Here is a 20,554-nt window from a genome sequence, read left to right on the forward strand (position 1 = left end):
TCGCCACGGCGGGCGACGGGGACGAGTGGCCGGAAAGCCATCGTGCGCAATAATCGGGCCATGCCCGCCCTGCCGCCGCACCGCGTCGTCGTCCTCGCCCTGGACGGCGTGGTCGCCCTCGACCTCGGCACCCCCGCCCAGCTCTTCGGCGCCGCCCGCGGCACGGACCGGACCCGGCTGTACGCGGTCACCACCTGCACCGCCGGGGCCCGTCCGGTCCGCAGCACGGGCGGCTTCCGGGTGCTCCCCGACCACGACCTCGACGCGCTGGCCACCGCCGACACGGTGGTCGTCCCCGGCATCCACGACGGCCCACCGCTCACCACCGGGACGGTGGACGACGACGTGGCGGACGCGCTGCGCGCCGCCCACGAGCGGGGCGCCCGGATCATGTCCATCTGCACCGGCGCGTTCGTGCTCGCCGCCGCCGGCCTGCTCGACGGCCGGCCGGCCACCACCCACTGGGCGTACGCGGCCCGCTTCCGGCGGCTGTACCCCGGTGTACGGCTCGACCCCGAGGTGCTCTTCGTCGACGACGGGTCGGTGCTCACCTCGGCCGGGGTGGCCGCCGGCATCGACCTCTGCCTGCACGTGATCCGCACCGACCACGGCAGCGCGGTGGCCAACCGGGCGGCCCGCCGCTGCGTGGTGCCGCCGTGGCGCGACGGCGGCCAGGCCCAGTACATCGAGCGGCCGGTGCCCCGGGCCACGGCCACCGGCACCGCGGCCACCCGCGAGTGGGCCCGGCGCCGGCTGCACGAACCGGTCGCGTTGCGCGAGATGGCCGCGCACGCGCGGATGAGCGTCCGCACGTTCACCCGGCACTTCCGTTCCGAGACCGGGCTCAGCCCGGCGCAGTGGCTGCTGCGGCAACGCACCGAGCACGCCCGGGTGCTGTTGGAGACCACCGACCTGAGCGTCGACCGGATCGCCCGGGACGCCGGCTTCGGCACCACCGCCGCCCTGCGCCAGCACTTCCACGCCCGGGTGGGGGTGGCCCCCACCGCCTACCGCCGCGCCTTCCGCGCGCCCCCGGCGTCAGGCCGGGTGGGGCTGCCGGCGTAGCGCGCGGAGCTGGGTCAGGCCGGGTGGGGCTGCCGGCGTAGCGCGCGGAACTGGGTCAGGCCGGGTGGGGCTGCCGGCGTAGCGCGCGGAGCTGGGTCAGGTGCAGCGGCAGGTGCACCCGGATGTGCAGGTCGAGCGCGCGTCCCCAGGGCAGCGAATCATCGACGTCGAGGTCGTAGCCCTCGCGCAGCACGGTCTCGACAGGCGTCTCGGCGGCCGGGCCGAGCCGCTCGGCCAACACGCAGAGCTTCAGGCTGGTGGCCCGCAGCAGGGCGGCCAGCCCGTCCAGCCCGCCGCACTCGGAGACCAGCGCGTCGAGCTGCGGGCGATGCACGGTGTCCAGGTCGTAGTAGGCGAACGGCGACCCGGCCAGCACCGCCTCGGTCGCCTCGCTCATCAGCTCGTCGTTGGCGGCGAGGTGCGCGACGATCTGCTCGGCGCTCAGCTCCCCCTCCGGCGGCGGCCCGAACCCGCCCGCGTCCACCTCCGCGAGCAGCTCGTCGTAGGCCCGCCGCAGCGCTCCGGCGTCCACCTCGTCCATGCCCGCATCCAACCCCATCCCACCCCCACCCCGCGCGGATTCACGGAAAGCGTGGCCATGGCACGCGGAATGGCCACACTTTCCGTGAATCCGGCGGACAGCAGCCCGGCGGGGTCGGGGGTCAGCGGCGGCCGTGGCGGGCGCGGAGGTAGTCGGAGACGACGTACTCGCCGAGGTCGTTCAGGTCGGGGGTGAACATCCGGCCGCCGGAGCGGCGGGCCACCGCGTCGACGAACCGGCGCAGCCCCGGATCGTCGCCGAGCATGAACAGGTTGAGTGTGGCGCCGTACCGGGTCAGCTTGTCCACCTCGCGGATGGTCGCCTCGATCGTCTCCGGCAGCGGGGGCCAGTTGAAGTACGCCTCCCCGTCGTCCGGGTCCAGATGGGCGGTGGGCTCGCCGTCGGTCACCACGAGCACCACCGGCTCCGCGCCCGGGTGCCGGCGCAGGTGCCGGCCCGCCAGCCGCAACGCGTGCTGGAGGTTGGTGCCCTGCTCCATGTCCGGCTCCGCCGCCGCCAGCTCCTGCTGGGTCAGCGGCATCGCCTCCCGCCCGAAGCCGACGATCTGCAACGCGTCCTGCGGGAACCGGGTGGCCATCAGGTGCGACAGCGCCAGCGCCGTCTGCTTCATCGGGCCCCACCGCCCCTGCGAGATCATCGAGTACGACAGGTCGACGCAGAGCACCACCGCCGCGGACGCCCGACGCTCGGTCTCCATCACCTCGAAGTCCTCGACCGCGAGCGGCACCGGCACGCCGGGGCCGGCCCGGCGGACCGCCCGGGTCAGCGTGCGCACCACGTCCAGCGGCTGCTCGTCGCCGTACTCCCAGGGACGGGAGGCGCCGCTGACCTCGCCGGCCGCACCGGCGGAACGCAGGTCGTGCTGGCCCCGGGGACCGGCCGTCAGATCGGCGAAGACCCGTCGCAGCGCGGTGCCGGCGAGCCGGCGCAGCGCCTTCGGGCTGAGCGTGAGCCCGTCCGCGTCCCGGGTCACCCAGCCCTGGCGGCGCAGCTCGCGTTCCAGGTCGCGCAGGCGGCGTACGTCGTCGGCGGCGTCCCGGCCCAGCGTCCGGGCCACCGCGTCGACGTCGACGTCGTCGAGCGTGGCGCCGGCCTGGTCCTGGTCGAGCGAGTCCAGCAGCTCGTCGAGTTCGGCGATCTCGTCGAGCGCGCCGGTCGCCTCGCCGTAACCGAGCGGCTGGTCGCCGCGGACCCGTTCGCCGCGCTGCCAGTTCAGGTCCGGGCGCAGCGAGCGCAGGTGCGCGTCGAGTTGGGACAGCTCCCCGGCGAGCCGGTCGCCGAGCGACTGGCGCATCAGCCCGGCCAGTTCCTCGCGCTGCTGGTCCGACAGCGACCGCATCAGTCGTTCCCCGGCCGCCGACCGGCGGGCCAGCACGTCGATCAGCTCGTCGACGTCGCGGGGCCGTTCCGGGAAGAACTCGCCGTGCCGGCGCATGAACTCGGCGAACGCGTCGGTGGTGTCCTCCGAGCGGGCGTGCCGGGCGAGCAGCTCGTTGAGGTCGCGCATCATGTCGCCGAGCTGCCGCTGGGCGTCCGGGTCACCGGCGGCCCGCGCCGCGTCCCGCAGCCCGGCGAAGCGCTGCTCCAGCACGTCGCCGCGCAGCCCGTCGAGGATCCGCTGGTACGTCTGGCGGGCCTCGGCGCTGGCCCAGTCGTACCCGGACAGCTCGGCGACCGCACGCGCGGTGGACCGGGGCAGGTTGTCCAGCACCGCCTCGGCGAACCGGGCGTCGTCGCCGTCACGGCCCCGCAGCTCGTCCCGCTCGGCGGCGAGCGCCTGGTCGAGCAGCGCGCGGGCCCGGGTCACCGCGCCGTCCAGGTCGCCCCGGCGCAGCGCCTCCCGGCGCAGCCGCCGGGCCCGGGCGGCCAGGTCCCGGAGGCCGCCGCGACCGTCCGGGCCGCGCCGCAGCAGGTCCCGCAGCGCCTCCCGGAGGCTGCCCCCGCCGAGCACCTCCGCGCCGACCGCGTCCACCGCGGCACGCACGTCGTACGGCGGGGCGAGCGGGTCGGGCCCGCCGCGCCACTGCCCGTACCGGAACCGGTTGCCGGCCACGGTCAGCCCCGGCCGCCGTAGACGGTGCGCCCGGAGTCGGTGACGTCCTTGCCGAGCCGGCGGGTCAGGTGCAGCCCTTCGAGGACGAACTCGACGCCGGCGGCGGCCTCCGCCGGGCTGGGCGCGTCACCCAGACCGAGCCGGTCGAGCACCTTGGCCAGCCCCGGCACGGTGCCGACCTGGCGCAGCAGCTCCGCGGCGGAGACCAGCTCACCGGTCTCGACGGCGCCGCCCTCGGCGACCAGCGCGGTGAAGCCGGACAGGTCCAGCCCGGACAGCCGGGCCCGGAACGTCTCCGCCGTGGCGGTACGCAGCAGGTGCGCGAGCACCTCGATCTCGCGCCCCTCCTCGCCGCTCTCGAACTCGACCTTCCCGCGCAGCGTCGACGTCACCGAGACCGCGTCGCCGACGCGCGCCACCGCCTCCTCCGGCGCGCGGCCGGACCCGGCGCCGGCGGGGTCAGCGGTGGAGCCGGCGGCGAGCAGGCCGGAGCGGCGCAGCGCGGCGGCGGCCACGGTCTCCGCGGCGGCGATGGCGAACCGGGCGGACACCCCGGAGCGCGGGTCCACCGACGGCGACTCGCGCACCCCGCGGGCGAACCGGGCGAGCACCTCCAGCACGTGCTCCGGCACGCCTGCGACCAGGTCGGCCTCCTGCCGGATCAACTCCAGCTCCAGCTCCAGGTCGAGCGGGTAGTGGGTGCGGATCTCGGCGCCGAAGCGGTCCTTGAGCGGCGTGATGATCCGGCCCCGGTTGGTGTAGTCCTCCGGGTTGGCGCTGGCCACCAGCAGCAGGTCCAGCGGCAGCCGGAGCTGGTAGCCGCGGACCTGGATGTCCCGCTCCTCCAGCACGTTGAGCAGCGCCACCTGGATCCGTTCGGCCAGGTCGGGCAGCTCGTTGACGGCGAACACGCCCCGGTTGGTGCGCGGGACGAGGCCGAAGTGGATGGTCTCCGGGTCGCCGAGCGTACGCCCCTGGGCGAGCCGGACCGGGTCGACGTCGCCGATCAGGTCGCCCACGCTGGTGTCCGGCGTGGCGAGCTTCTCGCCGTAGCGCATCGAGCGGTGCAGCCAGCCGATCGACAGGTCGTCGCCGGCCTCGGCCACCCGGGCCCGGCTGGCCGGGGTGAGCGGGTGCATCGGGTGCTCGTTGAGCACCGAGCCGGGAATCACCGGGGTCCACTCGTCGAGCAGGCCGCCGAGCGCGCGGATCAGCCGGGTCTTGCCCTGCCCCCGCTCGCCGAGCAGCACCATGTCGTGGCCGGCGAGCAGCGCCCGCTCGACCTCGGGCAGCACCGTGTCCTGGTAGCCGACGATGCCGGGGAAGCGCTCCGCGCCGGACCGCATCCGGGCGAGGAGGTTGTCGCGGAGTTCCTGCTTGACGGTGCGGTAGTGGTGGCCGGTCGCGCGCAGCGCGCCGAGCGTGGCGGGCAGCTCGGCCGGCGGAGCCGGGGAAACCTGGGAGTGAGCGCTCACCCGCACCACGCTAGCTCAGTTTTCCCGCGTCGCCCGGTGGTCGGTCCCGCCCCGTGACCGGGACCGACCACCGGGGGCGGTCAGCGCCCGCAGCGGCGGCAGGCGCCGCGCCGGCGCAGCAGGTAGGCGTACGCGGCGGCGCCGAGCGCCACGCCCCACAGCGGCCAGAGCAGCATCGGCAGCGTGGTGAGGCTGAACCCGCCGGTCAACGCCCAGAACCGGGGGGCGGTGAGCAGCCCGAGGGAGCCGGCGGTGACCGCGAGCGCGACGAGCGTGGCCGGCGCCACGGCGAGCGACACCGGCACCCGGCGGCCGGCCAGGCCGACCATCCACCGGGGGAACCGCTCGCCCCAGGGGCGGACCAGCCCGAGCGTGAGCACCGCTCCGGCCACCGCGAAGGCGCCCAGCCCGGCGCCCGCCCAGACGAGTCCGCTGTCGTGCATCTCGTCGAGGAAGTCGCGGGAGATGCCGAGCGGGACGCCGGCGGCCCAGGCGAGCCGGGTGAGCGCGTACAGGGTGGGGATGACCGCGGCGGTCCAGGCCGCCCAGCGCCCCCAGCGGGCCGCGGCGGCCGGGGTGGTCCAGCCCCGCCCGGCGTCGCCCCGGCCGCAGGCGGCACAGGCCCCGGCGGTACGGCGTTGCCAGCCGAGCACCGCCAATGCGAGCAGCACCCCGCCCGCCATCGCGGCGCTCTTGCACAGCAGCGTCCAGGTGAACACGTCGGCGTAGTCGACCGGTGGCCAGCCGAACGGCGCGCCGACGAGCAGGATCGGCGCGTAGCCCAGCGTGATCAGTACCCGGGTGTCCGGCACCACCACGGCCAGCACGAACGCGACCGTCCAGCCGTAGCCGAGCAGCAGCGCGCGCAGCGGCCGGGACGGGTGGGCGACCGGGCCGGCCATGGCCAACGCGACGACTGCGGCGGTGAGCAGCAGCGCCGCGAACAGCGCCGGCCCGACCGACACCGGCACCAGGCGGAGCAGGTTGACCTCACGGTCCCGGTCGTGCGCGCCGAACGGGTAGCCGGCGCGGGTCACGGTGGAGATCAGGGCGAGCACGCCCCAGAGCGCGAGCCAGCCGGCGGCGAGCGGCGCGGTCCGGGACCGGTGACGGGTCGGTGCGAGCGACGTGGCGGTCATGGTTCGAGCCTCGGCTCCCGGCGACCCGAAACCCTCCCGTGGCGGAGTGAGACGCCTCCCCCGGCCGGGGGATCAGCCGGTCGGGACCACGAACCCCGACTCGTACGCGGCGACCACCGCCTGGGTGCGGTCCCGCACCCCGAGCTTGGCCAGCACGTTCCCGACGTGCGTCTTGACCGTCTCGCCGCCGACCACCAGCCGGGCGGCGATCTCCGGGTTCGACAGCCCGGCCGCCATCAGCCGCAGCACCTCGGCCTCCCGTTCGGTGAGCCGGGCGGCGGCCAGCCGGTCCCCGCCGCGTCGCCCGTACGCGCCGACGAGCTGCCGGATCGCGGCCGGGAAGAGCAGTGACTCACCGGCCGCGACCACCCGGATCGCCTCCACCACCTCGGCCGGGCGGGCCCGTTTGAGCAGGAAGCCGCTCGCGCCGGCGCGCAGCGCCTCGTAGACGTACTCGTCGTTGGCGAACGTGGTGACCACCAGCACGCGCGGCGGGTCGGCGGAGGCGGCGAGCAGCCGGCGGGTGGCCTGGATGCCGTCGATGGCCGGCATCCGCACGTCCATCAGCACCACCCGCGGACGCAGCCTGGCCACCAGCGGCGGCACCGCCGCGCCGTCCGCCGCCTCACCGACCACGCGCAGGTCCGGCTGGGCGTCCACGATGGCCCGCAGCCCGACCCGGATCAGCTCGTCGTCGTCCACGATCAGCACGTCGATGGTCACCCGGGCTCCTTCCTCGACGCCGGCAGGGTCGCCCGCACCCGCCAGCGGTCCCCGACCGGGCCGGCGTCCAGCCGCCCGCCGAGCAGCAGCACCCGTTCCCGCATGCCGTCCAGCCCGCGTCCGCCGCCGGTCGGGCCGGTGCCGCCGCGCACGGTGTTGACCAGCTCGATCGCCAACCCGTCCGGGGGTACGCCGACCCGCAGCGTGACCGCTCCCCGGCCGTGCCGGGCCGCGTTGGTCAGCCCCTCCTGCACGATCCGGTAGCCCTCGCGGGACACCACCGCGGGCAGCGCGTCCAGCGGGCCGTCGACCCGGAACTGGACGACCAGCCCGGCGGCCCGGGCGGCGGCGACCAGATCGGCGAGGCCGGCCAGGGTGGGCTGCGGCGCGGTGGACGCGGCCGGCCGCCCGGCGTCCGTCTCGCGGAGCAGCCCGAGCACCTGGTCGAGGTCGTCCATGGCCCGGCGGCTGGTTTCCTCGATGGCCCGCAGCGCCCGCCGGGTGAACTCCGGGTCGGTGTCGAGCAGCTCCCGCGCGGCGCCGGCCTGGAGTGTCGCCACGGTCAGCGCGTGCCCCACCGAGTCGTGCAGTTCCCGGGCCAGCCGGTTGCGCTCGGCCAGCCGTACGGCCCGGGCCTCCAACGCGGCGATCCGCTCGGCCTGGGCCGGGCCGAGCAGCACCGGCGCCATCGAGGCGGCGAGCGCGCCCAGCCCGGCCACCGCGTACCCGAGCACGACCAGCAGGGCCACCCCGGCCAGTCCGGCCGGCACCGGACGGGTCGGGTCGAACGGCCCGAACCGCTCGCCCGGCCCGGCCCCGGTGTCGATCCCGGTCAGGCCGACGACGAACACCAGGGCCATCGGGAACGCGCTGATCGCGGCGAACAGCACGGCCGCGCCGGTGCCCAGGTGCATGGCGATCCAGAGCGCGGCGCGCAGCCGGGTCTCCCGGTCGACGCGGTGGCCCGGCAGCGGCTCCGGCAGCTCGACCGCGAGCAGCGCGCGGGCGGCGGCGATCTCCAGCGCCCGGCTGCCGGCCAGGAACACCGGCACCACGGCCAGCCCGACGCCGACGAGCAGCAGCCCGAGCCCGAGCGGGCGCGGCACCCCCGTGCTGGTCAGGAGCTGCGCGAACGCCACCACCAGCAGCGCGTACGGCAGTGCGAGCACGCCGCCGAGCAGCAGGAACACGGCCCGCCGCCAGGTGCTGCCGCGCACCAGCGGCGCGAGCGCGCCCCGGACCGTCATCCGGTCATTGTCGCGTCGCCGGTCGCCGGGCGACTCCCCCGCGCCGGGGAGATCGGCCGGTCAGCGGTGGTCGCGCACGTAGCCCTGCGGGTCCTTGTCGCGGAACCGCAGGTCCCGGCCGTTCTTGTGTTCGCCGTAGAAGGTGAGCCACCGCGCCCCCAGCTCGGCCCGCAGCTCCACGCTCGCGTGCCGGCGGAAGTCGGGCAGCGCCTCGTCCTCCTCCTCGGCCAGGTGCTCGCTGTTCTCCCGGCGGGCCGTGCCGACCGCCGCCCACCAGGCGTCCGAGCCGACCTCGTGCAGCTTGGCCTCGGCGATCGCGTCGCGGATCTTGTTGTGGTCGCCGATCGCGTCGGCGGTCTCGTCCTCGCCGTCGTCGCCGTGCTTCACCAGGTGCGGATAGAGGATGGCCTCCTCCGCCTCGGCGTGGATGTCCAGGTGCAGGGCGAGCGCCTCCCAGATCGCCAGCATCTCGGCCGGGTCGCGGGCGTCGTCGAGTCGGGCGAAGCCGCGCCGGAAGGCGGCGTGGTCGTCCAGGATCAGTGCGGTGACGTCGTCCATGCGGTCACTTCCCCAGTCGGGCGCGGATCAGCCGGGGCATCGCGGCCAGGCCGGTGACCGGCCGGAACGCGTGCGCGGCGGCGACCAGCGCGGCGTACTCGTCGTCGGCCAGGTCGATGTCGGCGGCGGCCGCGTTGCGTTCCATCTGCTCCACCCCGGACGCGCCGGGGATGGCCACCACGTTCGGGTGCCGCAGCACGTACGCGAGCGCGATCTGGCTCGGGGTGGCGTCGTGCGCGTCGGCCACCTCGCGCAGCGTGGCGATCAGTTCGGTGCCGCGGGCCAGGTTCTCCGGCAGGAAGTACGGGTTGGCCCGGCGCACCGCCCCGGACGGCGGGTTGCTGGCGTCGTAGCGGCCGGAGAGGAACCCCTGCGCCAGCGGGCTGTACGCGATGACGATCCGGCCGGCCTGCTCCGCGTACGGGATCAGGTCCTCCTCCGGGCCGCGGTCGATCATGCTGTAGCGGACCTGGTTGCTCAGCACCCGGCGGCCCAGCGCGGCCTCGGCGAACCGCCACCGGCGCAGGTCGTAGTTGCTGACCCCGACCTCGCCGACCAGCCCGACGTCCTGGAGCGTGCGCATGCCGCGCATGGTGGTGGTGTCGGCGACCACCGGGTTGGCCTGGTGCACCTGGTACAGGTCGATGCTGTCGACGCCGAGCCGGGCGGCGGAGGCCACCGCCCGCTGCTGCACCACCGGCGCGACCGGCAGCAGCGGGAAGATCTTGCTGGCCACCACCACCTTCGCCCGGTCGGCTCCCAGCGCCGCGCCGAGGATGCGTTCGCTGCGGCCGAAGCCGTACAGCTCGGCGGTGTCGAACAGGGTGACCCCGAGGTCGAGCGCCCGCCGCACGATCTCGGCCGCCCGCCGCTCGTAGTCCGCGCCGTAGCCCCACTCGCGGGAGCCGAACTGCCACGTGCCGAGACCGATCTTGGAAATGGGCTTGGGAGTGTCGAGCCGCACGAAACGCATGGCTCCGACGCTACCCGCGCCCCGGTGCCCGCACACCGGTTCGCCGGTGGGCGCAGAATGATCGGGTGACCTACCTCGCCAGCGACGACCGTTACGACTCGATGCTCTACCGCCGCAGCGGCCGCAGCGGGCTGAAGCTGCCCGTCATCTCCCTCGGTCTGTGGCACAACTTCGGGCCGGACCGGCCCTTCGAACGGCAGCGCGACATCGTCCGCCGCGCCTTCGACCTCGGCATCACCCATTTCGACCTGGCCAACAACTACGGCCCGCCGCCGGGCGCGGCGGAGGAGGTGTTCGGCCGGCTGCTCGCCACCGACCTGAAGCCGTACCGGGACGAGCTGGTGGTGTCCAGCAAGGCCGGCTACCTGATGTGGCCCGGCCCGTACGGCGAGTGGGGCTCCCGGAAGTACCTGATCTCGTCGCTGGACCAGTCACTGCGCCGGCTGGGCCTGGATCACGTGGACATCTTCTACTCGCACCGGTTCGACCCGGACACCCCGCTCGAGGAGACGATGGGCGCGTTGGACGCGATCGTCCGCTCGGGCAGGGCGCTCTACGTGGGCATCTCCAACTACGACTCGGAGCAGACCGCCCGGGCCGCCGAGATCCTCCGGGACCTGGGCACCCCGCTGTTGATCAACCAGCCGTCGTACTCGATGCTCAACCGCTGGACCGAGTCCGACGGCCTGCTGGACACGCTGGACCAGGTCGGCGCCGGGTGCATCGCGTTCAGCCCGCTGGCCCAGGGCCTGCTCACCGACCGTTACCTGGGCGGCATCCCGGCCGACTCGCGCGTGCGGACCAGCGTCTTCCTCAACGAGAGCGACCTGGACGAGTCGCGGATGGCCACCGTCCGCGCGCTCGCCGAGGTGGCCCGGCGGCGGGGGCAGAGCCTGGCCCAGCTCGCCCTGGTCTGGGCGTTGCGCGATCCGCGGATGACCAGCCTGATCATCGGCGCGAGCAGTGTCGAGCAGTTGGCCGGCAACGTCGCCGCACTGGACGACCTGGACCTCGCGGGCGAGGACCTGGCCGAGATCGACCAGATCCTCGCCGGCGCCTGAGGACGCGCGACGCTACTGGAAGATGGTGCCGTTGCCGGCGTCCCGGACCGCGCTCACCCGGTTCGGGGTGAACGTGTTGCCGGGCCCGACCACTGTCGCGTTGCAGCCCTCGGTGACGTAGAGCCCGTAACGCTGCGTCTTGACGGTCTGGTCGTCGACGGCCACGTCCCCGCTGACCACGGTGTCGACGCAGGTGATCCCGGTCGCGGTGGTGACCCGGATGCCGTCCCGGTTGGGCGTGTCGTCGGCGCTGTCGGTGACGTGGTTGTCGATGATCTGGTTGCCGGTGCCGCCGTTCACGTTGATGCCGTCCTGCCCGGCCTGGTCGACGACGTTGTCGCTGACCAGGTTGTGGTCGGCCGTCTTGTTCGGCTGGTCGGCCGTGGACGAGGCGCGGTTGACCTGGATGCCGTGCCCGCCCACGTTGGTGATGGTGCAGCCGGTGACCGTGTCCCCGCTTGTCGCCAGCAGTTCGACGCCGTCGCTCTGGGCGCCGCTGATGACGCAGTCCCGGACCGTGTTGCCCATCGACGTCCAGGTCTGGTTCTTGCCGTCGAACACGATGCCCCGCCCCCGGGAGGCGGTCACCCGCACCCGCTCCACGACCATGTTGTTGCCGTCGTCGAAGTCGAGCGCGTCGCTTGTGCTCCGGAACGCCCCGCCGGCCGAGACCGCGAGGTCCCGGACGATCACCCCGTCCCAGCCCTTGGTGTTGAACGGCTCGGTGTCCCCCGCCGACGAGTTGTCGTTGCGGATCAGCGTGTCGTACATGCCGGCGCCGACGAAGGTCACCTTGCGGATGCCCTCCAGCTTCATGTATTCGGCGCCGAAGTCGAACGTGCCGGCCTCGAACCGGACCGTGCCGCCGCCCAGCCGGTTCAGCTCGACCACGGCGCTCTCCAGCACGGTCTTGAGACTGCCGGTGTAGGTCTCCCCGGTGACGTCGGAGGCCGCCCGGTAGGTCGTCGCCCCGGTCCGGGTCACCACGTACGGCGACGGGTTGGGCGGTGCCGGCGTCAACAGTTGCGGCCTGTCGGCGCCCTCCCGGCTGGTCACCCGCAGGCCGGTGTCGTTGGTGGTGGTGAGCGCCACGGTCACCGGCCCGTTGCCGGTGACCAGCGACGAGACGTTCACCGACACCCAGGTGTCCGCGCCCACCGGTCCGCTGCGGACGACCGCCGCGCCGATCGGTGGGGCGTTGTCGTAGGTGAGGGTGTTCTCGTCCCAGGTGTTGTCGGCGACGGGGTGAACGTCCACCCCGGTGCTGCTGGCGGTCTCCACGTAGAGACGCAGCAGCGCGGTCGGGTCCGTGGCCACGTCGGTGACCTCGAAGCGCAGGTAGGCGACCTGCCGGGGCACGGCGTCGACGCGGAGCGAGGCGGTCCGCCCCGCGTTGACCGTCGGGTGGGAGGCGTCCACCCAGGCGTCGGCGACCGGGTTGAGCGTCACGGCGGCGGTGGCCCGGGCCACCTGGGCCGCGGTGGTGACGTGCGGCTTCACCGGGGTGCCGGCGGGTGCCGCGGTGGCGGGCGGAGCGACGGCGACGACGGCCAGGAGCACTGCGGGCGCCGACGCGAGGAGACGGGCCAGGGATCGGGATCGAGTTCTCATTGCTCCTCCAGAACGGTGTGGAGGGTGGTCCGGGCCGGCCGCGACATCGGGTCGCCCGGTCAGTGGTGGAGCGGCGCCTCCTCGGACCGCGTGGCGCCGGATGTGGTCGGCGGTGTGGCGGCGGCTCGCGCACGCCGTCGACGGCGGTACAGCCAGAGCGGCACCAGGACCACCGCGCCGACCGCCAGGATCAGCGCGGCCCAGGCGGGCAGGCCCCAGTTGTCGCCCTCGGCGCTGCTGTCCAGTTGCGCGTCCGGGTGCGGGGCGACGCCGAGCAGGCCGGCCAGGACCTCCAGGTACCTGCTGCCCCACTGTTCACTCGGTTCCACGTACGTGTTCTCGGTGAACTCGTTCCAGCTGATGACGCCGAGGGCGTCGGGCTGGGAGAGCCGGGCGGCGGCGAAGGACGCGCGCAGGGTCTCGCCGTCCCGGCGGGGCACCTCCCTTCTCCCGCCGATCTGGCGGGCGTCGAAGCCGGGCGAGACCGGGGCGATCCACAGCCCGCCCCGGAGATGGACGGCCCGGGACATCGCGGTGAGCTTGTCCCGGCTCTTGTCGACGAGCGGGTCGGCGGACGACCAGTAGTACGCCTGCCCGTCCAGGGCCGACTGGCTGTTCACCACCGAGACGCTCTTGGCGGTGCCGAGCACCTGGAGTTTTTCCTGGGCCTGGCGGACGGTGTCCGCGACCTCGGTGGCGGAGTACCTGTCGCTGCCGTTCCAGATCACCACCGGTTGGTCGAAGATCCCGAAGACCGGGTCGGCGGCGTAGCGTTCGGCGAAACGGGCCAGGTCGGTCCGGACCGTGGCCAGCGGCAACGGCTTACGACTGAAGTCGATGCCCTGGTAGACGATGCCGAGCCGGAAGCTCTCCGCGCGGGCGACCTCGACCAGCGCGGCGAGTCGTTCGTCGAGCTGCTCGGTGTGTTTCCAGGAGACCAGGAAGCCGGTTACCCCGGCGGCCTTGGCCATCCGGACGTGCCGCCGCATGATCTCCTGGTCGTCGCTGGAGTAGCGGCCGAGCACCGGGTAGTCGATCTTCGCCCGGTTCCACGAGCTGGGGTTGAACCAGATGTAGTAGTAGGCCAGCACCGGAACCGGCGACGACGTCGGGGTCGCCGCGGGCCCGGACCGGGCGGGCGCGGCCTGGGCCCGGGCCGCCGGCAGGCTCGCCGCGGCGACCAGCAGCAGCACCAGCACCAGGCCGGCGGCGGCGCGGGGCCGCCAGCGACGCCGACCGGACCGTCGCGCGGCATCCCGGAGCGCCCGGAACGGGCGGCGCAGGTGCGGGCGGCCCAGCAGGACCAACCCGACGGCCACCCCGAGCAGGCCCACCGCCACCAGGGCGAGGTCGACGACGCTGATCACGGTGAGCGTCACCTCCTGGTCCCGGCTGATGGTCACCGGCCGGCCGAAGGAGAGGCCGCCGCCGCGGACGGTCAGGGTGTAGGTGCCCCGGGGCAGGTCGGGGACCAGGACGGTGCCGTCCGGGCCGAACCCCAGCCGCTGCACCCGCCCGTCGGCCCGGGTGAGCTGGATCCCGCTGCCGGCCCGCCGGGGGAAGAGCATGTCCGAGGCGGTGAACGACACCTTGAAGAAGAGCAACTGCACCACCCAGGACTGCCGGTCCCAGGGCACGAACTTCTGGCCGGCCCGGTTGACCACCGAGGTGCCGTCCACCACCACGGCGTCCACCACGTAGTAGAGACGTTTCGAGACGAGCCCTCGGGGCCCCTGCTGGGTGCGGCTCTCGGCGACCCAGAGCGGCCTCGCCAACTGGTCACCGGTCAGCTCGATGATCTCGCCGGTGTTGCTGCGCAGCCGCATCGCGGTCGCCCGCCGGGCCGGCACCGGTGACCCGAACCGGTCGGTGTAGCGCCAGCTCACCCGCCGGATCGTGCGCAGGCCCACCTCGACGATCCGGTCCCGGACGCCGTGGTCCACGCTGCCCCGGATGCGGTCGAGCACCGCCTTCCGGTCGGCGCCGACCGTCGCCGACCCGACCTTGAGCCGGTTGTCGAGCCCGAGGAAGTTCTTCACCCGGATGTTCACCCGGCCCTTGGCGTCCGAGCGGCCGGTGTTGCCGTCCACCGCGACCGGCACGCCCCGGATCGGCGGCACCATCTGCAGGTGCAGCGTGCCGGGCAGCGCGGAGCGGGGCGCCGCGGTGGCGGCGGCCGGGGTGAGCAGGACGACCAGGAGCACCAGGAGCAGCGGCGGCAGCCGGCGGGCGGCGCTCACCGCGACCGCCGCCGGCCCCGGACGGCCGCGGCGCCGACCAGCGCGCCGACGAGCAGCAGCGCGGTGGCGTACGAGCCGTAGACCGGCCGGGGGTCGGGCCGCTTCAACGCGACGGTGGTGCGTTCGGCGCTGAGCAGGACGCCGGGACGGGGCGGCGCGTCGAAGTCGAACGCGTCGAGGAACGTGTTCGCCTTGGCGTCCCGGCTGGCGAGCGGTCTCAGCCGCCAGTTGACCTCGATGAACTTGAGCACCGAGGTGAAGTCGAGCGTGGTGGAGTCGACCCGCCCGCGCCGGGCGTACGGGCTGACCAGCAGCGCCGGCACCCGGAACCCGTAGCCGTACTGGTCGACCTTCGGCGGCTTGACGTGGTCGTACCAGCCGCCCCAGTCGTCGTACGACCAGATGAAGGCCGAGGAGGACCACTCGGGGGACCGCATGAGCTGCGTCAGCAGCGCCCGGACCAGGTTCTGGCCGGCGCCGATGTTGCCCGGCGGGTGCTCGCTGTTGCCGGCCGGCGCGATGAAGGAGACCGCCGGCAGGTCGCCCCGGGCGGCGTCCGCGTAGTACTCGTCCAGATCCACGATCTTGGAGAACAGGCGCGGGTCGTCGACGTAGCGGGCGTACCCCAGCAACGGCACCCAGATGACCTGCGCGCCCCGGTCGATGTCCTCCTCCTCGACCCGGGACCGGAACGTGATGGTCGGGTCGTAGTTCTGCACGTAGAACTTCCAACTGATCCCGGCCGCCTCCAGCCGGTCGAAGATGGTCGGGATGTTCCCCCAGCCGGTCGCCGGGATGGTCTCCGACCTGCCGGCCGCGCCCGGGCCACCGGTGACCCGGTACATGTGGTTGCGGATGCTGCCGGAGTGCGACGAGCTGAAGAAGCGGTCGAAGAGCACGTACTCGTCGGCCAGGTTCCAGTAGTACGGCAGGTCGCGGTCGTCGTAGTAGGCCATCGCCATCCGGCCGTCCTTGCCCGCCTTGCTCACTCCCTCCACGAAGCCGTTCATCCGGCCGCCGTTGTACTGCTGGGCGAACGCGTCGGCGGAGTGGTCGAGGTCGATCGCGCCGAGCTTGCCGATGTGGAACGGCTTGACGCAGGGTTCCGGCAGGTCCGCCCGCATCGGCATGCAGACGCCCTTCGGGATGCCGTCCACCCCGGGCCGGGTGCCGAAGTAGTTGTCGAACGTGTGGTTCTCCTGCATCAGGAAAACCAGGTTCTCGATCGGCGTGGTCGGCGTGGTCGGCGTCGCCGGGGCGGCCGACGCGGCGGCCGGCGTCGTCGCCACCACGGACAGGGTCAGCAGCACGGCGACGGCCGACAGCCGCCCGGCGCGGCGCCGGAGCACGGAATCGATCCGACGGGTCATGGACGCACCTCATAGATGATGATCACGGGGACGGGAACGGCGCGGCCGGAGGCGTCGGCGCCGCCGACGTACTCGGTGTGCACGATCCGGCCGTGATAGCGCCGGACGAGGGTCGCCAGCCGGTCGGCGAAGAACGTCGAGCGACGCGCGGAGAACGAGTCCCAGACGATGTAGTGCAGGTTGTTGTTGCGCAGCCACCCGTCCGGGTTGTTGAGCGCCACGTAGGACGGGTTGCGGTGCAACGGGTTCGGGCTGACCGACAGCCCGTAGCTCTGCCGCTGGCCGTAGTAGCGGATGATGTTCGACATGGACGGGCCGAGGGTGAGGATCACCGACCCGTCCGGCGTGTGGTCGGTCAACCACCGCCCGGCCTCCCGGCCGCCCGGCACGCCGCCGGAGCCGGCCAGGAAGTGCGCCCCACCCTGCTGGCTCACCGCCCGCCAGCACGGTCCGAGGAGGCTCAGCGCGACCGTGGCGACGGCCACCAGCCGGACCACCAGGTGCACCCGGGCCCGGGGCATCACCCGCCGGGGGACGGCGGCGACCCGGGCCGGCACCGGCAGGACGGCCAACGCCCGCGCGGCGAGCACCGCCACCGGCACCACGACCGGCAGCAGGTACTGGAAACCCTTGACCGGCCAGAGCTGGAAGAAGACCACCGGCACGGCGATCCAGGACAACAGCAGCGTCTCCCGCCAACTCCGCTGCCGGCGGGCCCACCACAGGCCCCCGAACGCGGCGAGCAGCACCAGCAGCCCGATCGACGAGGGCACGTTCTCCAGGTAGAACGACATCGGGTGGTTGGGACGCCGGAACAACTGCCAGACGAGGTAGTTGCGGCCGGTCTCGGTGCGGCCGGCCAACGCCTGGGAGATCGGATGGGTGGCGAAGACCAACGCCAGCACCGGCAGCGCCAGCAGCGTGGCCCGCACCGGCCGGCGTACGCCGGGGGTGAGCGCCAGGAACGCGTAGACGCTGCCGGCCAGCACGATGCTGGTCTCCTTGGCCAGCATGGTGACGCCGAGCATGGCGGCGGTGGCCACGTACCAGAGCGCGTCCTGCCGTTGGACGAACCGGACCATGCAGTACAGCGTGAGCGTGGCCAGCAGCACCATCGGCCCGTCCAGCAGCACCTGCCGGGTCACCACCACGTGGTACGGCATCACGGCCAGCAACAGCGCGGCGATGAGCCCGACCCGCCGGGTGTAGAGCCGCGCGCCCAGCGGATACACCGCGAGCACGGTCAGCACGCCGAGCGCCACGACGACCAGCCGGCCGGCCACGTCCACCTCCCCGACCCGGAAGAACGGCGACAGCAGCGCCTGGACGAGCATCGGGTGGGCCCGGAAGACCGGGAAGTACTCGGTGTAGCGGGGGTTGCCGGCGAGCGAGGCGGCCTGCCCGGCGTACACCGCCTCGTCGCTGTTGAAGCCGAACGCGTCGATCTGCCACGTCCGGACGAACAGCGCCAGCACGGCGACCCCGGTCAGTCCACCGGCCACCTTCCACCGTGGCCGCCGCAGCGCCGGGAGCCAGGACGGCGGCGCCGGCCTCGCCGGCCGCTGCGCCTCGCCCCGCCGCTGCTCGGGCAGCGTGTCGGTGGTGGTCGGAGAGCTCACGCTCACGCCGGCCCTCCCGCCACGGTCAGGTCACCGCTCCAGCTCGGCCACGGCTGGGCGGGCACCACCGCGGCGCCCCGGCCGGCGCGTTCCTCCCGCAGCAGCCGGGGGATGTCGTCGGCCCAGCCGAAATTGTCCGAGACGACGACCCGGCTGCGGACGTGCGACAGGAAACCCGCGAGGATGTCCCGCTCCCGTGCCCGGAGCTGGACGTACCCCTGGCCGTCGATCGTGATGGATGGCGCGAGGTACCGGAACGGCGGGAACCCGTACGCGTCGTCGGTGTTGTCGATCATGCGGTCGAGCGTCTCGGCGGCGTCCAGCTCGGTGATGTCGGGTTTGCCGCGCTCGATGACGAACAGCTCCTCCACCCGGGTGGTGGTGCCGATCCGGCACGGCACCAGACGGTCGACGCTGTACTTCGGTGGCGGGATCAGCAGCTGGGTGACCGCGTTGATCCCCATGATCGGCAGGTTGAACCGGCTGAGCGTCAGCGCCAGGGACCGGCCGCCCTTGGAGTGCAGGCGGCTCTGGAGTTGCAGCCGCCGCCACTCGGCGGGCGTCAGATCCTGCGCCTGCACCGCGCGGAGCGTGTGCGCGCTGATGGTGAGCGGCTTGGGAAAGCAGGTCGCCACCCCGTCCGGCCGGACGATCGTCATGTCGTCGGAGAGGAAGAGACCGCCGTGGTCGCGGAGCAGTCGCAGCACGGTGGCGGTCTTGCCGGTGTCGGTGAGCGCCGAGAGCATCACCCCGACCCCGTCGAGCGTGACGCACGCGGAGTGCAGCAGCATGTGGCCCCGGGCCACCATGACGAACCGGAGCAGCGCCTCGATGATGTTGGTGTAGACCACGTGCGGCGAGTGGGCCAGCAGCGGGCCGACCTGGATCTCGATCGGCGGTCCGAGCTGGATGCGGAAGTTCGCGCCCCACCGGCCGAGCTGCTCCTCGTAGCGCAGCACGGACTGGTCGGCGTACTGGGTCATGGCCGCTCGGCGCTGCGGCCCGCGACCGCCGATGTCGCTGACCCGCACCGCGATGTCCACCTCGGAGTCGGGCACCCACTGGGCCCGGAAGAACTCCAGCTCCGGCAGCATGATCTGCGAGCCGATGGTCACCACGCCGGCGACGTCGTAGCGGTACTTGAGGTACTGGTAGCGACGGCGCGACGGGGTGCTGGGCGCCTCGGAGGCGCCGGCGACGAGCAACCGCACCGGGTCGCGTCGGGCCTTGTCGACGGCGGTGTAGATGACCCGGTCGTTGACCAGGAACCGGACCAGGAAGAGCGCCACCAGGGTCACCGCGTTGGCCACCAGGATGCCGACCCCCGCCCACACCAGGGCCTGGAGCACCGGCAGCCGCAGCAGCAGCAACGCGTTGTTGAGCAGGAAGAACCGGGCCGCCCGGGCGGCGAACGAGCCGTGCCGGTTCCGCCGGTAGATCAGGCTGTCGATCAGCAGGAAGTTCCACGAGGTGGAGACCTGGGTGGCCAGCGCCGCACCGATCAGGTGGTGCATCCGGGCGGGTTCGTAGCAGAACCAGAGCACGGCGGTGTTCACCACCATGCCGGAGAGCCCGACCATGCCGAACGCGATCATCCGGCCCAGTTCACGCAGCCGCTCGACGTGGGTACGCGGGCTCCGCCGGATCTGCCCGACGAGGCGGCGGCCCCGCAGCCGGGCCAGGTGCCGCAGGAACGTCACGCCCTCCCGCAGGGACGCCTTGGACCGGCCGTCGTGCCGGGGCGCCATGTCGTACGCCACCTCGGCGACCCGGGCGCCGGGATGGCGCACCAGCAGCTCCAGCAGCACCTTGAAGCCGGTCGGGTTCATCCGGTCCAGGCGTACCGCGGCCCGGCGGAACGCGAACAGCCCGCTCATCGGGTCGCTCACCGTCGCCAGCCGGCGCGGGAACATGCCCTTCACCAGCCGGGTCGCCCAGGACGAGGTCGCCGTCCGGAGGGCCCCGTCCAGCCCACCCGGGGAGCCGTTGCCGGCGTAGCGGGTGCCGATGACGACGTCGACATCGTGGCGCATGGCGATCCGCGCGAGCGTCGCCGCCGCGGCCGGCGGGTGCTGGAGGTCGGCGTCCATCACCAGCACCCACGCGCCGCGGGCGTGCGCGGTGCCGAGCAGGACTGCGCCGCCCAGTCCGCCGGCGCGGGCGTGCGGGGGCCGGTGCAGCAGCCGTACGGTGATCGGCGCCGCCGCGGCCACCCGGGCGAGCACCCCCGGCGTGCCGTCGTCGCTGTCGTCGACCACGAGGAGTTCGGCGTCGAGCGGCGCCAGCAGCGGGCCGAGCCGCGCCAGCAGGATCGGGACGTTCTCCGCCTCGTTCCGGGTAGGCACGATGACGGTCAGTCGGGGCGGGCGGCCCTCGTCCGCCTCGTGCAGCGCCTGGAGCTGCGCCTCCGGTTCGGTTCGCCGGTCGCGAACTCCGGATCCGACTCTGTTCATGTCAACCCCCATGGGCGCACGAGCGGCGTGAGCCACGTTGATGACGGGCACTGGATGCAGAACCGTCCGCCGGAGAAACGAATCAATTTCCCGGAGCCCGGTAAGGGACGAACCCGCAGCACGGGGTGGCGGCTCGGATGCGCAAAGAGTACGGAGGGTTAACAGCAGACTTCCAGTTCCTGAAACGTCAGCACCACGACACGTGCAATAAACGAACCGGACCGCAGTGGTTCATAGATAGACGAGGCACATTGCCAGCTCAGAGGCGTCGGTCGTAGGTTTTTCACGTTGCCGCGCGGCGCCCGGCGGGCACCGTGAAAAAAGTGCGCCATTGTTGCGACGCGGCGCGTCGCAACAATGGCGCAGTGATGAATGGGGACGCCCCGGGTGGGGGCGGCAATGCGT

The 20,554-nt window shown here is 73.5% G+C and carries 15 protein-coding genes; 2 read left to right on the plus strand and 13 right to left on the minus strand.

From position 1 onward, the window contains the following. Positions 1-60: 60 nt before the first annotated feature. Positions 61-1,065 carry a GlxA family transcriptional regulator gene (locus ACIA6B_RS24040; protein ID WP_396776503.1) on the plus strand — a complete coding sequence of 335 codons (1,005 nt, stop codon included), beginning with the start codon at positions 61-63 and terminating at the stop codon, positions 1,063-1,065. A gap of 55 nt (positions 1,066-1,120) precedes the next feature. Here ACIA6B_RS24040 and ACIA6B_RS24045 read toward each other — a convergent pair whose 3' ends face one another. From ACIA6B_RS24045 to ACIA6B_RS24080, 8 genes are all read right to left on the minus strand, one after another. Continuing rightward, positions 1,121-1,606 (minus strand): hypothetical protein, encoded by a 486-nt coding sequence (locus ACIA6B_RS24045; protein ID WP_396776505.1) that lies wholly within the window; start codon positions 1,604-1,606, stop codon positions 1,121-1,123. Between the two features lie 121 nt (positions 1,607-1,727). Then, positions 1,728-3,680 (minus strand): VWA domain-containing protein, encoded by a 1,953-nt coding sequence (locus ACIA6B_RS24050; RefSeq protein WP_396776507.1) that lies wholly within the window; start codon positions 3,678-3,680, stop codon positions 1,728-1,730. A 2-nt stretch (positions 3,681-3,682) separates the two neighbouring features. Then, positions 3,683-5,164, minus strand: a complete 1,482-nt coding sequence (locus tag ACIA6B_RS24055) for a magnesium chelatase (protein ID WP_396776509.1) — start codon at positions 5,162-5,164, stop codon at positions 3,683-3,685. Between the two features lie 71 nt (positions 5,165-5,235). Further along, positions 5,236-6,294 (minus strand): hypothetical protein, encoded by a 1,059-nt coding sequence (locus tag ACIA6B_RS24060; RefSeq protein ID WP_396776510.1) that lies wholly within the window; start codon positions 6,292-6,294, stop codon positions 5,236-5,238. Between the two features lie 72 nt (positions 6,295-6,366). Further along, the gene (locus ACIA6B_RS24065; protein WP_396776512.1) at positions 6,367-7,017 is read right to left on the minus strand and encodes a response regulator; all 651 of its coding nucleotides are present in this window, start codon (positions 7,015-7,017) and stop codon (positions 6,367-6,369) included. After that, positions 7,014-8,264, minus strand: a complete 1,251-nt coding sequence (locus ACIA6B_RS24070; protein WP_396776514.1) for a sensor histidine kinase — start codon at positions 8,262-8,264, stop codon at positions 7,014-7,016. The genes ACIA6B_RS24065 and ACIA6B_RS24070 overlap by 4 nt, the downstream gene beginning before the upstream one ends. A gap of 60 nt (positions 8,265-8,324) precedes the next feature. Further along, positions 8,325-8,822 carry a hemerythrin domain-containing protein gene (locus tag ACIA6B_RS24075; protein ID WP_396776516.1) on the minus strand — a complete coding sequence of 166 codons (498 nt, stop codon included), beginning with the start codon at positions 8,820-8,822 and terminating at the stop codon, positions 8,325-8,327. A gap of 4 nt (positions 8,823-8,826) precedes the next feature. Then, positions 8,827-9,795, minus strand: coding sequence for an aldo/keto reductase (locus ACIA6B_RS24080; RefSeq protein WP_396776518.1), 969 nt, complete (start codon positions 9,793-9,795; stop codon positions 8,827-8,829). A gap of 65 nt (positions 9,796-9,860) precedes the next feature. Between ACIA6B_RS24080 and mgrA the strand changes: the two genes are divergently transcribed. Further along, on the plus strand, positions 9,861-10,856 hold the full coding sequence (gene mgrA / locus ACIA6B_RS24085; protein WP_107158256.1) for an L-glyceraldehyde 3-phosphate reductase: 996 nt from the start codon (positions 9,861-9,863) through the stop codon (positions 10,854-10,856). 12 nt (positions 10,857-10,868) lie between these two features. Here mgrA and ACIA6B_RS24090 read toward each other — a convergent pair whose 3' ends face one another. The 5 genes from ACIA6B_RS24090 to ACIA6B_RS24110 are packed head-to-tail and all read right to left on the minus strand — an operon-like array spanning position 10,869 to position 20,149. After that, positions 10,869-12,467, minus strand: coding sequence for a DNRLRE domain-containing protein (locus tag ACIA6B_RS24090; RefSeq protein ID WP_396776520.1), 1,599 nt, complete (start codon positions 12,465-12,467; stop codon positions 10,869-10,871). 59 nt (positions 12,468-12,526) lie between these two features. Further along, positions 12,527-14,707 carry a hypothetical protein gene (locus ACIA6B_RS24095; RefSeq protein WP_396776522.1) on the minus strand — a complete coding sequence of 727 codons (2,181 nt, stop codon included), beginning with the start codon at positions 14,705-14,707 and terminating at the stop codon, positions 12,527-12,529. Then, positions 14,704-16,077 (minus strand): alkaline phosphatase family protein, encoded by a 1,374-nt coding sequence (locus ACIA6B_RS24100; RefSeq protein ID WP_396776524.1) that lies wholly within the window; start codon positions 16,075-16,077, stop codon positions 14,704-14,706. Before ACIA6B_RS24100 ends, ACIA6B_RS24095 begins: the two co-directional genes overlap by 4 nt. After that, positions 16,074-17,702: a glycosyltransferase family 39 protein gene (locus ACIA6B_RS24105; RefSeq protein WP_396776526.1), complete on the minus strand. Its 1,629-nt coding sequence runs from the start codon at positions 17,700-17,702 to the stop codon at positions 16,074-16,076. The genes ACIA6B_RS24100 and ACIA6B_RS24105 overlap by 4 nt, the downstream gene beginning before the upstream one ends. Further along, positions 17,699-20,149, minus strand: coding sequence for a glycosyltransferase (locus tag ACIA6B_RS24110; RefSeq protein WP_396776527.1), 2,451 nt, complete (start codon positions 20,147-20,149; stop codon positions 17,699-17,701). Before ACIA6B_RS24110 ends, ACIA6B_RS24105 begins: the two co-directional genes overlap by 4 nt. Positions 20,150-20,554: the final 405 nt, after the last annotated feature.

Origin of the sequence: Micromonospora sp. NPDC051141 (genome assembly GCF_044455765.1) — a bacterium.
Taxonomy (GTDB): domain Bacteria; phylum Actinomycetota; class Actinomycetes; order Mycobacteriales; family Micromonosporaceae; genus Micromonospora.